Genomic DNA, 13,716 nt, shown 5'->3' with positions numbered 1-13,716 from the left:
TGTCTGATACACTTTTTACCAATAGGGTAAGGATGCGTCGAACAAAGGAAGGGTAGAAGGTGAATACGGCATGATATCGATCCTTATAGCGGATGACCAGCGGCTGCTGCGGGAAGGACTGCAGACGATTCTTCAGGCGGAGGACGGGCTGAATATCGCAGGCCTGTGCGAAAATGGGCTGGAAGCTGTGCGAATGGCAAAGGAATGCCGGCCGGATGTAGTATTGATGGATATCAAGATGCCGCTGATGGACGGCATTGAGGCGATGAAGCAGATCAAACGCGAGCTGCCGGACACGATCGTGCTTATGTTAACTACCTTTGCGGAGGACCGGTTTATTGTCGACGCGATGGCGGGCGGAGCGGATGGCTTTCTGCTGAAAGACATGCCCTCCAGAATTATCGTGCAAACGATTCATGAAGCGAAAAACGGGAACGTCATCCTGCCCGCCCAAGTGGCTTCGAGGCTCGCCGCCAAGCTGTCGGTATTGTCGGAAGAACGGGCGGACACGCTGGACGAGGCCAAGATCAAGGAGCGCGGATATGCGTTCACGGAGCGCGAGCGGAGAATTATCGTTCTGATGATTGAGGGATATACGAATCGACAAATTTCCTCCATGTTGTTTATGAGCGAAGGAACCGTGCGGAATTACATCAGCGTCATCTACAATAAACTCGGGACAAGCGACCGGCAGAACGCGATTTCGATTCTGAAAGGTTTGCTGATGGAATGAACAGAGAGCGCATTTCCCTTCTCCTGTGGTGTCTCGTCTGCCTGCTCGTCTTCTGCACCTTCTTGCCCGCAGTGATGTTGGAGCGGAACAGCCGGGTCGGCGACCATCGCGAGCCTTATGCCGCGCTTGTCGGGCAGTGGGAAATCGGCTTTGGTCCGGAACGTCCGGAGGACACTGTCTGGAAGCCCTTTAATGCCGATACGAGGCTTCTGTTGAAGGGGTACAAAGGAACGGTTTGGCTGCAGCGCACCTTGCCCGAGCTGAACTGGCGGAATCCGTATTTATTTTTAGCCCGTTTTACCCATTTTGAGGTTTTGCTGAATCAGGATTCGATCTACCGGTTTCATAAGGACAACGCGAGCGACCATATCAACGGCACGAAATTGATACATCCGGTCCAGATCAATCCGCAGGACGCAGGAAAACAGCTGCTGATCCGGACGGAGTGGGAAGGCGACGCCTTGTTCGGCAACGATTGGGTATTGGCCGGCGAACCGGATCAAATATTGTATGCGCTGATCCGTTCGGAGCTGACCTTTGTGATATACGGCACTTTAAGCGTGGCTGCCGGGTTTGTCGGGCTGGCCATGTTTATTCGGCGCAAGGTGACGTTGTACGGATGGTTTGCGCTGTTCAATCTCTCCATGGGGTTATCGTTTCTGTTCTCTTGCCGGCTGATGCAATGGTTTATCGACATGGAGCATGGGTACTACTGGAATGAGCTGTTAACCCCGCTGGCGATCTGGGGCTGTATCGGGTTTTATACCAGCGCGCTTAATGCCGGCCGCCGGCCGCTGATCCTGATCGTGCATGCGATGATGGGGGTGTACGGGCTGGCGTCTGTAGCTGCTGCGATTACGCTGCCGCGGCTGTATATGGAGTACCGGATCTATGGCAACGCGACTGCAGCGGTGGCCGGCTTTATTATCGTTGCGTATGCGCTTACGCACTACAAATTATGGGCGCCGCAAGCGGCGAACGGCGACCGTGCAGCCGTCGGACGTCAGGAGCAGCTATGGCTGATGCGGGGAAACTCCACCTTTACACTATGTGCGACCAGCAGTCTGGTCCTGTATACGATGCCCGGGCTGTTAACCGAATGGCTGAGTTCGCAAACGTATTGGTACAGGATCAGTGAAGGTTTGCTGCCCAATGCTTTGTTTTTATTTATCATTTGCATGTCCATGGTTATCGTCAGCAGGGTGCGCCGGGTTCATCAGGAGGCGGAGCGCAGCGCCGCGGAACTTCTCGTGAAAAACAAGGAGCTGGAGCAGTTTCACCGCAATCTGGAGCAGCTGGTCCATACGCGTACAGGCGAGCTGGAGCAGGCCAACCGCAACCTGGCGCTCACGCTTCGCGAGAAAGCCGAAACGCTCGCCGAAAAATCCGTCTTGGAAGAGCGGAATCGGATCGCTTACGAGATGCATGACGTGGTGGGACATACGCTCACGGCGGCGATCGTGCAGATCGAAGCGACGAAAACGCTGGCTGAGCGCAATGGCGGTCTTCCCATGGAAAAGATGGATTTGTTAAGCGAGCTTGTCCGCAAAGGGCTGAATGATATTCGCCAGGCGGTCCGAATCATGAAAGCGGATGACGACCATCCGCCGATGTCGCTGGAGTCGTCTCTGCGGGAGCTGATCCAATATACCGAGGATACGATGGACATTCAGATTGAGACGGACATCTCGCTTCCCCCCGCTCCGGCTCTTGGCGCATTGACGGAACGAGTGCTGTATCATGCGCTTCAGGAGGGACTGACCAACGGCATTCGCCATGGCAAATGCGCTTGTGTCCGCTTTTCGATTCGAACAGCGGCGGATACGCTGCATTTTCAGCTTATTAGCGACGGGGAGCCGTTCGGGTCCGCCGTTCCCGGGTTCGGGTTATCGGCCATGATGGAACGGGTGGAATTGCTCGGAGGGGAAGTTTATATCCGTTCTTCCGCCGATGCGGATGGAACCCCGATGGGATGCGAGCTGTCCATCCGCTTGCCTCTGCATTGACCCGTCGTGGAACAAGGAGCTTGCCGCCGGATCATTCGACGGGCTTAGTTCATCATGCACATGCTGCTGCCTGGGGAGCCGCTATTCAACAGCCGCAGCATATGCGATAATCGCGGGGAATAGGAATGATTAGCACCCGTTATTTGGTGCGTTCAGCCGAGCCGGTTCGGGCTTTTCAGAGCTCAAGCCGGCTTTTTTTTGCGTTTTCGAAGCCGCTCCCTTTACGCAAGACGTATCCTCTCAACGGTTCCGGACGACGCTTTCAGCTTCCGCTTCTTTTCGCTCTTTGCGCAGCTGGGAGGGCGGATAGCCGGTTATTTTCCGGAATACGCGATTGAAGTACGTCGGATCGCAGAAACCCAAGTAATTCGATATTTCGTGGATCGTCATATCCGATTGGAGCAGCATGTCCCGCGCCACGGAAACCCGCAGCTGGTGAATGTAGCCAAGCGGCGTCTGGTTAAACACTTCCTTGAAGATGCGGATCACGTAGTTGGGCGACAGCTGGACAAGCTCGCATAGCTGTTCGAGCCGGATTTCTTCTTTGAAGTGCTGCTGGATATGTTTTTCAATCTGGCGGGCAAGTTTGAGTTTGGAAGAAGCGATGTTTTTTCGGTCCAATTCCTGGAGCATGGAGCCGAATATTTCCGAGATGAGTCCGTGACAGACAAATTCATGGTATGCGCTTTTGTCTATCCACGCCTGATGCAGAGCATGGAAGCGCTGGCGAAAATATTCGGCCCGGTTTGTTTTGTAGATGACGTACCCTTTCTCGGAACCGTGAGGGGCCGATAGCTGCCTGGAAGCCTCGTCAAGCTGGAAATGAGCTACATATTTCTGATGCGGAGGGAACGGGCCGTTAGTGCCGGACCGATAGGGCCCCGGGCGAACGAACAGGATGTCCCCCTTGGTAAGCTCGGTGTGGAAGTCGTCCAGTTCAAACTGAAACGTTCCCTGCACGACAAAAATGATCACATGCCGCATCGACTTGATTCTGGATCTTCGCCAGTTCGGGATATGGTCATCGAATATTACATTTTCCAGTCGAAGCATGCGCATGTCCTCCCGGTCGGCTGGTTGAAAATCTTCCTACTACCGATGAGCTTACAGGCGCAGCCGGTAAAAAGCAATCGGTTTTACCTATTTTTAATAGTGATATCGTTAAGGTATTAACATATTTTTAATGGAGTTTCGATAGGAAATCTCTACAATGGAAAGAAAGCCGGGATGGTGAGATACGTTGTCTTACCGCATATGTTCCAAATCATCGGCTCACTTATTAGAGGGGGGACGCTTTCCATAGGGGATCGGAGTTATTCATACGAGGGGAAATTATTTACAAATTGTTAAGTTATATTCGTACGGTCTTATACCATTGGAGGGCAAGCGGTGTTCAATTATGAAACTCCCGTGTACTATACGGCGAATCTGACCGGAAATCGTGCGGCCAGCGCATGGCCGGAGGGCAAAAGGCTGCCCCGCGGCTGGACCGGGGCCATGCTCGGTGCCGGATCGGAGCTTTATCTGGAATGGAAGAGGCAGGCGATGATCGCCAATCCGCCTTTCCCGAGCGAAGGCCGGCTGCGGATTACGGCTGCGCTGGATTACCGGTCGGCGTGCAAGGTAGACGTGCTGCTCGGGGTGTCGGGCGAGAAGATCGGCAGCCTCGATATTCGTTATGCGTACACATTCCAGCCGTTCGAGCTTATCCTGGACGGGGAGCGGACGGCGGCGGCATTTCGGGAAGGCGTCGTTCTGAGAATAGCCGATGGAGGCCAGCCTTTATGGATTTTCGATGAGCTGCAGGGCGATGACACGCGCCGGTTATTTGTCCCCCATCTGCTCGTTGGGGGCGGGGCGCGGGGGACCGGGCTGTTTGTGAACAGCTTCGCCTCGTTGTCCTCCTTGCAGCCTTTCGGCTGGCTGGAAGGCTGCGTGCTGGACGGACTTTACGCGCTGCGTCCGTCTGTCGGAGCGGAACGGATCGATCCGGCTATCGGGATGCATCTTCGGCAATATGTAAGCGAGGACGGAAGTCTCCGGTATGAAGACTTGCACGGTCAGGCGGCGGATGACAAACTGACCACGATCGAAGCGACTTTACCGCTTGCGGTTATCGCCAAGCTCCATCCCGATCACCCGCTGATTTCGCGGACCCTCTCGTTCTGGGAGGCCCGGCTTCAGGTAGGAGGTGGTGCGATTGTCGACGGAGACACGATCACGGCGGAAGGCGTGTATACGGTCGCATATCCGTTGGCCGTCGTTGCGGCGAAGCTGGAGCGGGCGGCTTTGGCGGAACGGGCGATCGGCGAGGTGACGCTACGCCGCGACGCGCTGGCCCGGGGCACTCATCTGTTCCTGAGGTACAACCGGAAGACGGGCGCTTACGTGTTCCGCAACTGGTCGCGGGCGTATGCCTGGTATATGCTTGGCATGACGCGAACCTGGCACGAGTTGAAATATTCCGCTTTCGGCCAGCTGCCTGCCCTGAACGAACTAGAGCGGGAGATTCGCAGGATTGCGGATGTCGCCCTGCTATGGGTGCAGCCGGAAGGCGTTTGGACTTCGTTCCTCGACGATCCGGATACCGGCATCGAAACGTCGGGTTCGGCCGGGATTGCCGCCGCACTTGCGCTCGGTGCGAAGGAAGGACTGCTGGAACGGCGGCATTACGAAGCGGCGGAGAAAGCGCTCGCAGAGATCCAGTCGTACCTGACGCCGGACGGCATTTTATCGGGCGTTACCCAGCATAATGCGGGCGGGATCGAGCTGCAAACTTGCGGATACCGCGTCTTGTCGCAGATGGGGATGGGGCTGCTGGCACAGCTGTATGCGTCTTTGGATGTAAGGAAGCCCGAATAAAAGTTAAGGGGAAAGTCGGAATCCGCCAAGCGTGCCTTGTGCCTGAGGAAGGGAGTTAGGGACGGACGCCGGTGGCTTTGCGACTTGGCAATACGGCTTAGCGGAACGCGCCGGTGGATTGGAGCGCAGGAAGGCAGCGTTTACTTCGGAACGGCGCGTTATTCCGCTGGCAGTCGAAAGATCGAATTCGTGTGATTCAGGATTGTGTAATTAGGAAAGCGCTTTATTTATGCTTTGTCATTATCGTAACGGAGGGATCGTTTTGAGGAAATATCGGGCAGGTATAAGTATGGTATGCGCAGCCATGCTCACCATAGGGGCGGCAGGCTGCAGCGGCGGCGGGGACAGTCGGGAGGGCGAGCGGGGCGGCTCGGAGACGGCCGGGAAACAGGCGGAGGCGAAGCCGCCGGAGCCGATCGAAATCGTTTTGTATGGCGGGCAATCGAACTGGACTCCAGAGATGTTCGACGCTCTCTACGGGAACGCGATCAAGAAGAAATTCCCGCATATTACGCCCAAGCTGATCCCGAACAGCAGCGTGCCGCTCGACCAGCTGATCACGGCCGGAACGCCGTTCGACCTGATGCTCGTCACTCCGTCCGGCACGCGCCGGATGGTGCTGGATTATAATCTGGAGACCGACTTGACGGAGATGATTCAGGCGAGCAAATTCGATTTGAACCGGTTCGACAAGACGATTATCGATACGCAGCGCGATATCGCCAAGGGAGGTTTGTACGGGCTGCCGGCCTTTACCCAGTTCCAGGTGCTGTTCTACAATCGGACGCTTTTTGACAAATTCGGCGTTCCTTATCCGAAAGCAGGCATGACTTACGATGAACTGTACGATACGGCGGTTAAACTGAGCCGGCTCGAAGGCGGCATCAAATATTACGGGCTCGGCACCAATATATTGTGGCAGTATCGTACGAGTCAGCTTCCTGTAGAGCTTGTCAATCCGAAGACGAACAAATCCGTATTCGACGACAAAGTGAAGACGATCTTCGCCAACTGGGTACGATTCTTCACCATACCGGGATTCGAAGCGACGGACAGGATGGCGAAAGGCTCCGATCTGGAAACTATGTTTTTCAAGGACCAGACGCTGGCGATGTATCCCCATTATACGAATGTCGCCCGGCGGCTGCCCGATACGGAAGTTCTGAACTGGGACGTCGCACCGATGCCTTCCTATAAAGAAGCGCCGGCTATAGCGTCATCGGTCGATCCGTACTATCTGTACGTCATGTCCACGAGTAAACAGAAGCAGGCCGCCTTTGAGGTCGCTGCATACCTTACCTCGCAGGAGGTTCAGATCGAGCTGGCGAAGGAAGGGTTTACGCCGGCGATCAATACGCCGGAAGTTCAAGCGGCGTTCGGACAAAATAATAAAAACTACAAAGGGAAAAATATCGCTGCCTTCTTCCCCGATAAGTTTGCGGCCGCGCCTCCGTTCTCGCCATATTACGCGATCGCCGATACGAGCATTCAAGCCGTATTTGCCGAAGTGGTCACAGGAAAAAAAGATGTCAACACAGCGTTGCGTGAAGCCGAGGCGACATCGAACAAGCGCATCGAGGAGCAGATCGCCACTACCGGGACGAAGTGACCGGCAAGGAGCGGCACACAACGCTAACCTTCCAAATGGCGAAGATGCTAAGCAGGCAAACTATTTGTCTTCCAGGTTTCAGTATCGAGAAACGGCTTGTATGGAAAGCGGCGATCATCGAACGGCCACGCAAGTTGCACCAATGCAGGGAGAGTCAGTCTTAAAGTCAGGTCCTATCATGTTCGGGTAACAGATGGGGTAAATAGGAGTGGGGAAAGGGCCGGAGATCCGCTGTGCGATTTCCGGCTCTTTGGCGTGCGGACACAAACGAGTGAGAACTTACGCGTTTAATTAATTTATTATACTCTCATTGAAATTCGCTATTTACTGATACTTACACGTTTAATATAATGAACATATAACGGATTAGGAGTGAAGAGACAGAGATGGTTACGATCAAGGATATAGCAAAAGCGGCTGGCGTTTCCCATGTAACCGTTTCCAACGCACTGAATAACGGAAAGGGGGTAAGTGAAAAGACCAAACAAAAGATTCTCGCGATTGCCGCCCAAATGAATTACAAGCCCAACCTTGCCGCCAAACGACTTGTCGATCGAAAGACGCGCCACGTCGGTCTGATTTGGCCGTCCATCAAAGGACAGTTTTTTTATCACCTCAGCATGGAGCTTCATGCGGAAGGGCTTAAGCGCGATTTCAATGTGATCATCTCGATGAACGAGCCTGCAGCGGCCTTAAGCGTGTTTAATCAGGTTTTCGCGGATAACGTTATATTTTGGTGCCATTCCACTTGGGAACCAACCAGCGAATTTTTGACAGAAAAGGAGGCTTTCCAAGGCAAACTGCTGCTGATCGGTGGCAAAAAAATGGACGGCGCTCTGACGATCTCGATCAACCGGAGAAAGGGCATCTATGAGGCGGTCAGCTTCCTTGCCGGGCAAGGCCATACACGCATCGCTTACGCGGGCGGATACAACGATAAGCTGGAAGGCTTTATGCAGGCCGGCGACGAGCGCGGGCTCGACTTTCGCCGCGAGTATCTCGTGCACCCGAACGACGAACATTTTGAAGCCAAAATGAGAAGCATGCTTGAACATGAACAAAAGCCTACCGCACTCGTAGCCGATTCACACGCGGTGTATCTAAAGGTGGATCATGTTCTGCGAAAAAACGGGGTGCGCGTTCCCGACGATGTATCGATCATCGTGTACGACGATATCCCCGAGCTGGAAGCGCTTCCCGTCCCGATAACGACCGTCGGACCTTCGGCAAGCGAGATTGCCGCCAAAGCGTTCGATATGCTGACCGGGATCGTGAAGCCTGCCGACGAATCCGATTCGTTTGACCTGATGATAGAGACGGTTCTGACCGTGCGTCAATCGGTAAAGCCGGCGGCGCCTTGACTCGTAACACGGAATTGTTGCCCGTGTTATGGAGCAGGAGCACTTCCCGGACGATTACAAAGAAGGAGCGATTCGAATGTCCGAACAAAAGATGAGCCGCAGATCGATTCTGACGGCGCTTGGTGTCGCAGGCGCAGCGCTTGCGACGGGGCAATTTATCCAAGTCACCTCCGCTCAGCAAGGAACGGTTACGGGACATATGTACGGAGGCGGGCCGGGAGGTTTGCCCGACATGTTGAAGAAGCGGGTGCTGGCATTGGACAGCATAGCCGACTTGAACGGTTATGAAGGCGAGTATGCGGGTCGGCAGGTGCATCTGATCGGCTATATGCCGGGCACGGATACGGGCGGCGGCATCTATTACTGGGACGCTGATTGTCCGAAATCCGCTCATAACGGAGGGACGATCGTCAGTCCTACCGTGCCATTCGATATGAACAATCTGGCCGGATTTTTGCAGCGTGCCGGCGAAACCGACCCTTCCGGCCTCGGATGCTGGATGGCGATCGGCCTGCTGGTTGATGTCAACACTGTTTCTGCTCTGGTTGCGGGAGGGCGCAGAGAAACGTTTCACTTTGAAGGAGAAACGTCGATATCCGCTGAAATTTTCGCCAAGTCGTCGCTCTACGCCTGGAATGCGGAGATTGTGCAGACGGCTGTCGACCATTCGATCGTTTATTTTACCGGCGTACCGGGACCGAGCTACAAGGATGTCGTCGGCTTCAGGCTCGCTCAGCCGGATTCGAGCAGTCCCGGGGGAGGGACGGCCAATAATCACGCTTCGATCAAATTCGGCGGCGGGGAATTCAACAGGGTGATGCTTAATAAGGTGGATACGGCCGCACTCGGGATCTCTTTCGGTTACGGAAGCATTCATCTGCCGCGCCGTCGCCACGAGTACGGAGTCGCTGCCTTCAACAGCTTCCGTAATATCGAGAAGATGGCGATCGAGAATATCGGGGCGTCGTACTCGATGATCGTCGGCAATGGAGTTGACGGAATTCGCGGCAACAGCCACGGGATTCGTCTGAGCGGATACGGCAAGCCGACGGACACTGCCGATGCCGAATGCGAAGGCGTTGTCGGGGCTGCCAACGTCATCCGGGGCATGCAAACCGGCGTTTCGATGCAAAATACGGCCAAAGGATTTAATCTGTCGGCCTTGTATATGGAAAATGTCGGGTATGCGGTACATGCGATCAAGGGCACGTCACAGGCGAACAATCCGACGCTCGGCCGCCTCGATTTCTCGTCCAAAAACGTAGGCCGGGGCATTTGGTCGCAGGGAGCAAGCTATACAACTTACGACTTCACGATAAACGGCACCTCCGAGGGGGCAGGAGTCGAAGAACTGACGGAATCGTCCGCCGAAGGCCACAACGTGTACCGCGGAGTGATGAGAAGAACGGCGGGCACCGGAGCGATGATCCGGTACAGCTATCAAGTAATCGATTTACTGATCGACAGCCCGGCACAGAGCGGCTGCGTTCTCTCGGGCGGCTTTTGCCGGGGCAGCGTCACGGTTACCGGAGCGGGGAGCAACGGAGTCGCCGTGTACGGGTCGAACAACAAGTTGGAAGTCGTTGCCGCCAACTGCGCCGGCTACGAGCTGCTGATCGCCGGAAACCGCAACGTCATGGACGTTAACATCGACGGTGACGTACTCCTCACAGGGAGCGACAACCAGCTTCGCGGCTTCGTAAGCGGTACGATCACGGTTCAAGGTCAAGGCAACGATATTACCGGAGTACAAGGTTATACGGCGAGAGGCAGGTATGCCGGTACGACGAATGCTGCCGGAGAAGTAGCCATCCCGCTCGGACTGAGAGCCTACTCCAAAGGCTTTAGCGTAACGGCGACGGTGGAGGATGCTGCTGAAAACGTATGGTGCCGGCTTGTCTCGCTGGATTCTTCCGGCGTGGCGACATTCGCTGTGTTCAACAACAACGTCCTTGTCGCGTCCAGCGGCGTCGTTATTCATTGGCAGGCGGAGGCGCTCTAATCGGGAGGCGGGAAGACGGATAGAGAGCTTCGCTGTTCGCAGTTGCAGTAGAATAGTAATCGATATCTGTTGAGCGGATTGCTATAATAAATACCGCTGGAATGGAAGTGAAGACCGGTATATAGTACAATGGCAGTAAAACGGCTGTCCAAAGGAGTACCTATGTGCCGAAATATAAAAACGTTGCATAATTTCGATCCTCCTGCGACCGACGAGGAGATCCAAGCGGCCGCGCTGCAATTCGTCCGAAAGCTGTCCGGATTCAATACGCCGTCCAAGGCGAATCAGGCGGCGTTTGAAGAAGCGATCCAAGAAGTAACGGAAGCAGCCCGCAAGCTGCTCGGATCGCTGGTAACGAATGCGGAGCCCCGCAACCGCGAGATCGAGATCGAACGCGCCCGGGCCCGAAACGCAAAGCGGTTCGGCACCGCTGACGAGTAGTATATAGCGCCTTGTGAGAAAAGCCCTTACCGGGCTTTTTTCAATAGAACCGAATCTTTAAGTTCTTCACCGTGCTAAAGCGACCAGGGGGCTCTTCCCTTGACAAGTCAGCAGGTGTCGGAAGTATCGCAAGTCGCTTATCGTGGCCGTTCGACTATGGGCTTGCTTATAGGGAGGAAAGAGCAAAATAGGAGCGGTCTGTACCCTTTATTTTGTCCGAATTCCGCTTGAACGGTGAAAGAAGAGCGATTTGAAGCTGCCAAAACCCGTGAAAGGGGTACAGACGCGACCAGTAGGTAGAAATAAGGGGGCAAACCGCCTCTATTTGTTTTCGTCTGGCGAAAATGCCGAAAATAGAGGGGGCCAGAGACTCCTATATTGTTTTTCTATTCGTGCCTATTTCGTTACAGCGAAGCCAGACATGATCTGCTCATAGGAAGGAGGGTAACGTGTTTTATTGGAGTAGAGTTGTTACCTCAAAACCTCCTCAACGAGCGGCTGGAGCTACGGAATCCGTTCCCTCCCATTCACAAATGCATGAGGTTTCACGCAAAAGGACCGTCTGGATGTATTGCCGGGACGGGCTTGTTCATTCGTTCTTTATTACGACGGAACCTGGATGAAGGCTAGCCCTAATAAACGCAACTTACTGTTGTTTTTCGTCGTTATATAATGTAGAAGGCGGCATATTCAAGGAAAGTGGGAAAGGGGGGGAGGAGGATTGGCAAAATGGGGTTCGTTTGTGCTGGAAATGATTCGGCTCGTCATTTTGCTTATATTGAGCCTGTTGGTGCTTGGCGGGGTCGAACGAGCCGTATACGAAGCCGTATTCGGTTACCCCGTCTACCATTGGACGATGACGGCTGGCAATCTGCTTTTGTTCCTGGTATTGTACCGGAACTACTTTCAGTTCAAAGGCTGGTTCAAATCGGTGAACAACAAAAAATTGAACAAAGCCATGACACGAGGCTTGGTTACGGTCTCCGCCGTACTGCTGCTGCTGCCGATCTGGCTTTAAACCATTGGATAACCAGACATTAGAGCTATCCGGGCACCCCATCGAAACATCGTTAGTATGAAGCGATAGGGTGTTTTTGTCGTTTCGGGAAAAAGCTGCATGCTGCATCCGGTAGAACCCAAAAAGCTTTGGAATGAATCACTGTTCCCTCCGATCACATAAGATATACCAATGTTTCGAATGAGGAACGCCGGGAAGCGGCAGACTTAAGTCCGACTCGCTCCCGTTAATCGAACGTGCGGTTGAACTTCATCAGCAACTGGCCGAACATCAGCTGATCTTCGGTGGACCAGCTTTTCAGCAGCTCGGCTACGCGCTCTTGCCTGGCCTGTTTGTTTTCGGTCAATGCCGCCGCACCTTGCTCCGTAATATGCAACGAATAGGAACGCCCGTCGACGGGATCGGGAATCCGGTACACGTAACTTTTCTGTTCCAGCGCCGCCGTCTGACGGCTTACTGTTGAGACATCCAGATGAAATTCGTCTGCTAGCGTTTTGACGCTGGCGGAGCCGTGCGAAGAGATTTGGTGCAGCAGCAAATAGGCGGAGCGATCCAGGCTCCCGATTTTTTTATAGGTGGTGAACGAAGAAATCCGGCGTATTAAGATCGACAATTCCACCTCGATGATCTCTAATGCTTGATCGTTCAACTTCTCTTCCAAGAAAAAACGCCTCCTTACATGAATCCAGTAACGCTAGTCCCATCATACCATAGGAACAAGCAGGGTGTGATTGACAACTTGACAAGTGGTTGTATAATACAATTATATAGATAGTTTCATTATACAACTTGTTTGCATGAAAAGGAATCGTGAAGCGGGGGGGACGCGAATGCAAGCGAGAGATATTATGATCAGCCCGGTGTACAAAGTGAAGGAATACGACACGGTCCGTGCGGTCATCGAGAAATTTATCGATCACCGGATCAGCGGACTGCCCGTTATCAACGACCGGAATGAAATTAAGGGTTACGTAAGCGACGGTGATATTATGCGTTATATCGGTAAACACGACGATATGATTATTAGCAGTCTGACGTTTACGGCCGTCGTCAAGGGAGACGAGGAGGCGTACGACGAGCGGGTGCGCAAGCTGATGAAGGTAAACGTGATGGAGATCGGCAAGAAAAAACCGGTGACTGTTCCTTGGGACGAGGAAGTCGAAAATATAGCGGCTATACTGGGCCGGAAACAAATCAAGAAAGTACCCGTCGAACGGAATGGAGTGCTTGTCGGCATTATCAGCCGCGGCGATATTATCCGCCACTCCTTTAAGTATTTTATGTAAGACCGCTTCGGCCAAACGAATCGGAGGAATGGCTGGAAGAGTTTTTTTTCGTCTGGAAGGCGTTGTTCGCCATAAACAATTTGTGCAGACAATTTCGAAATGGACAAGAAATCAAGTCCATACCGGGCCAGCGATAAGACTTTGTCAGCGATCGTGGAACAAGACGGGAAAGCCGCATGAATTAGCGGCTTTTTATTTTTTGCCAAAACGGTTAAGGCCGTCCGTCAATCTTGGGGGCATAAGTAACAATCATTTGAATTAGAGCGACCCATCAGGATCTATTTTGTAAAAATGCTGCAGATAAAAAAGTTAACAAACAGGGTTGCCAATGTGATTTAAGAATACGTATAATGTACTTGAGTCATATGGATTAATCCTAAATATGTTTGAAGAAAGGA

The 13,716-nt window shown here is 53.5% G+C and carries 11 protein-coding genes; 9 read left to right on the top strand and 2 right to left on the bottom strand.

From position 1 onward, the window contains the following. The first annotated feature begins 70 nt into the window (after positions 1-70). Together AC3Y2E_RS10515 and AC3Y2E_RS10510 are read left to right on the top strand one after the other, a co-directional pair. Positions 71-733 carry a response regulator transcription factor gene (locus AC3Y2E_RS10515; RefSeq protein WP_379209865.1) on the top strand — a complete coding sequence of 221 codons (663 nt, stop codon included), beginning with the start codon at positions 71-73 and terminating at the stop codon, positions 731-733. After that, the gene (locus AC3Y2E_RS10510) at positions 730-2,739 is read left to right on the top strand and encodes a sensor histidine kinase (protein ID WP_379209863.1); all 2,010 of its coding nucleotides are present in this window, start codon (positions 730-732) and stop codon (positions 2,737-2,739) included. The genes AC3Y2E_RS10515 and AC3Y2E_RS10510 overlap by 4 nt, the downstream gene beginning before the upstream one ends. Positions 2,740-2,979: 240 nt before the next feature. On the opposite strand, the gene AC3Y2E_RS10505 is transcribed toward AC3Y2E_RS10510, so the two are convergent. Further along, positions 2,980-3,792: a helix-turn-helix domain-containing protein gene (locus AC3Y2E_RS10505; RefSeq protein WP_332071540.1), complete on the bottom strand. Its 813-nt coding sequence runs from the start codon at positions 3,790-3,792 to the stop codon at positions 2,980-2,982. A gap of 336 nt (positions 3,793-4,128) precedes the next feature. Here AC3Y2E_RS10505 and AC3Y2E_RS10500 point away from each other — a divergent pair, with 336 nt between their 5' ends. The 6 genes from AC3Y2E_RS10500 to AC3Y2E_RS10475 all read left to right on the top strand — a co-directional run bounded on the left by AC3Y2E_RS10500 (position 4,129) and on the right by AC3Y2E_RS10475 (position 12,032). After that, the gene (locus AC3Y2E_RS10500; RefSeq protein WP_379209860.1) at positions 4,129-5,601 is read left to right on the top strand and encodes a glycoside hydrolase family 88 protein; all 1,473 of its coding nucleotides are present in this window, start codon (positions 4,129-4,131) and stop codon (positions 5,599-5,601) included. 262 nt (positions 5,602-5,863) lie between these two features. Further along, complete coding sequence (locus AC3Y2E_RS10495; protein ID WP_379209858.1) at positions 5,864-7,210, top strand: extracellular solute-binding protein; 1,347 nt, start codon at positions 5,864-5,866, stop codon at positions 7,208-7,210. Between the two features lie 386 nt (positions 7,211-7,596). Then, entirely contained in the window at positions 7,597-8,571 is a 975-nt protein-coding gene (locus AC3Y2E_RS10490; RefSeq protein ID WP_379209856.1) for a LacI family DNA-binding transcriptional regulator, read from the top strand. Positions 8,572-8,647: 76 nt separating this feature from the next. Next, entirely contained in the window at positions 8,648-10,573 is a 1,926-nt protein-coding gene (locus AC3Y2E_RS10485; protein ID WP_379209853.1) for a putative phage tail protein, read from the top strand. A 162-nt stretch (positions 10,574-10,735) separates the two neighbouring features. Continuing rightward, complete coding sequence (locus AC3Y2E_RS10480) at positions 10,736-11,014, top strand: DUF2277 domain-containing protein (protein WP_190931293.1); 279 nt, start codon at positions 10,736-10,738, stop codon at positions 11,012-11,014. A 721-nt stretch (positions 11,015-11,735) separates the two neighbouring features. After that, entirely contained in the window at positions 11,736-12,032 is a 297-nt protein-coding gene (locus AC3Y2E_RS10475) for a hypothetical protein (protein WP_379209851.1), read from the top strand. A gap of 226 nt (positions 12,033-12,258) precedes the next feature. On the opposite strand, the gene AC3Y2E_RS10470 is transcribed toward AC3Y2E_RS10475, so the two are convergent. Then, positions 12,259-12,693, bottom strand: a complete 435-nt coding sequence (locus AC3Y2E_RS10470) for a MarR family winged helix-turn-helix transcriptional regulator (protein WP_379209848.1) — start codon at positions 12,691-12,693, stop codon at positions 12,259-12,261. 169 nt (positions 12,694-12,862) lie between these two features. Here AC3Y2E_RS10470 and AC3Y2E_RS10465 point away from each other — a divergent pair, with 169 nt between their 5' ends. Further along, a complete protein-coding gene (locus tag AC3Y2E_RS10465) occupies positions 12,863-13,318 on the top strand; it encodes a CBS domain-containing protein (protein WP_379209846.1) in 456 nt (151 codons plus the stop codon). Positions 13,319-13,716 lie beyond the last annotated feature (398 nt).

The organism is Paenibacillus sp. MAH-35 (assembly GCF_058135425.1).
The sequence above is the reverse complement of the archived record's forward strand: the minus strand, read 5'-3'. Positions and strand labels throughout refer to the sequence as shown.

Bases quoted from the DNA above. Each gene is read 5' to 3' on its own strand.
- AC3Y2E_RS10515 (WP_379209865.1), top strand. From the start codon at position 71: ATGATATCGATCCTTATAGCGGATGACCAGCGGCTGCTGCGGGAAGGA.
- AC3Y2E_RS10510 (WP_379209863.1), top strand. From the start codon at position 730: ATGAACAGAGAGCGCATTTCCCTTCTCCTGTGGTGTCTCGTCTGCCTG.
- AC3Y2E_RS10505 (WP_332071540.1), bottom strand. From the start codon at position 3,792: ATGCTTCGACTGGAAAATGTAATATTCGATGACCATATCCCGAACTGG.
- AC3Y2E_RS10490 (WP_379209856.1), top strand. From the start codon at position 7,597: ATGGTTACGATCAAGGATATAGCAAAAGCGGCTGGCGTTTCCCATGTA.
- AC3Y2E_RS10485 (WP_379209853.1), top strand. From the start codon at position 8,648: ATGTCCGAACAAAAGATGAGCCGCAGATCGATTCTGACGGCGCTTGGT.
- AC3Y2E_RS10480 (WP_190931293.1), top strand. From the start codon at position 10,736: ATGTGCCGAAATATAAAAACGTTGCATAATTTCGATCCTCCTGCGACC.
- AC3Y2E_RS10465 (WP_379209846.1), top strand. From the start codon at position 12,863: ATGCAAGCGAGAGATATTATGATCAGCCCGGTGTACAAAGTGAAGGAA.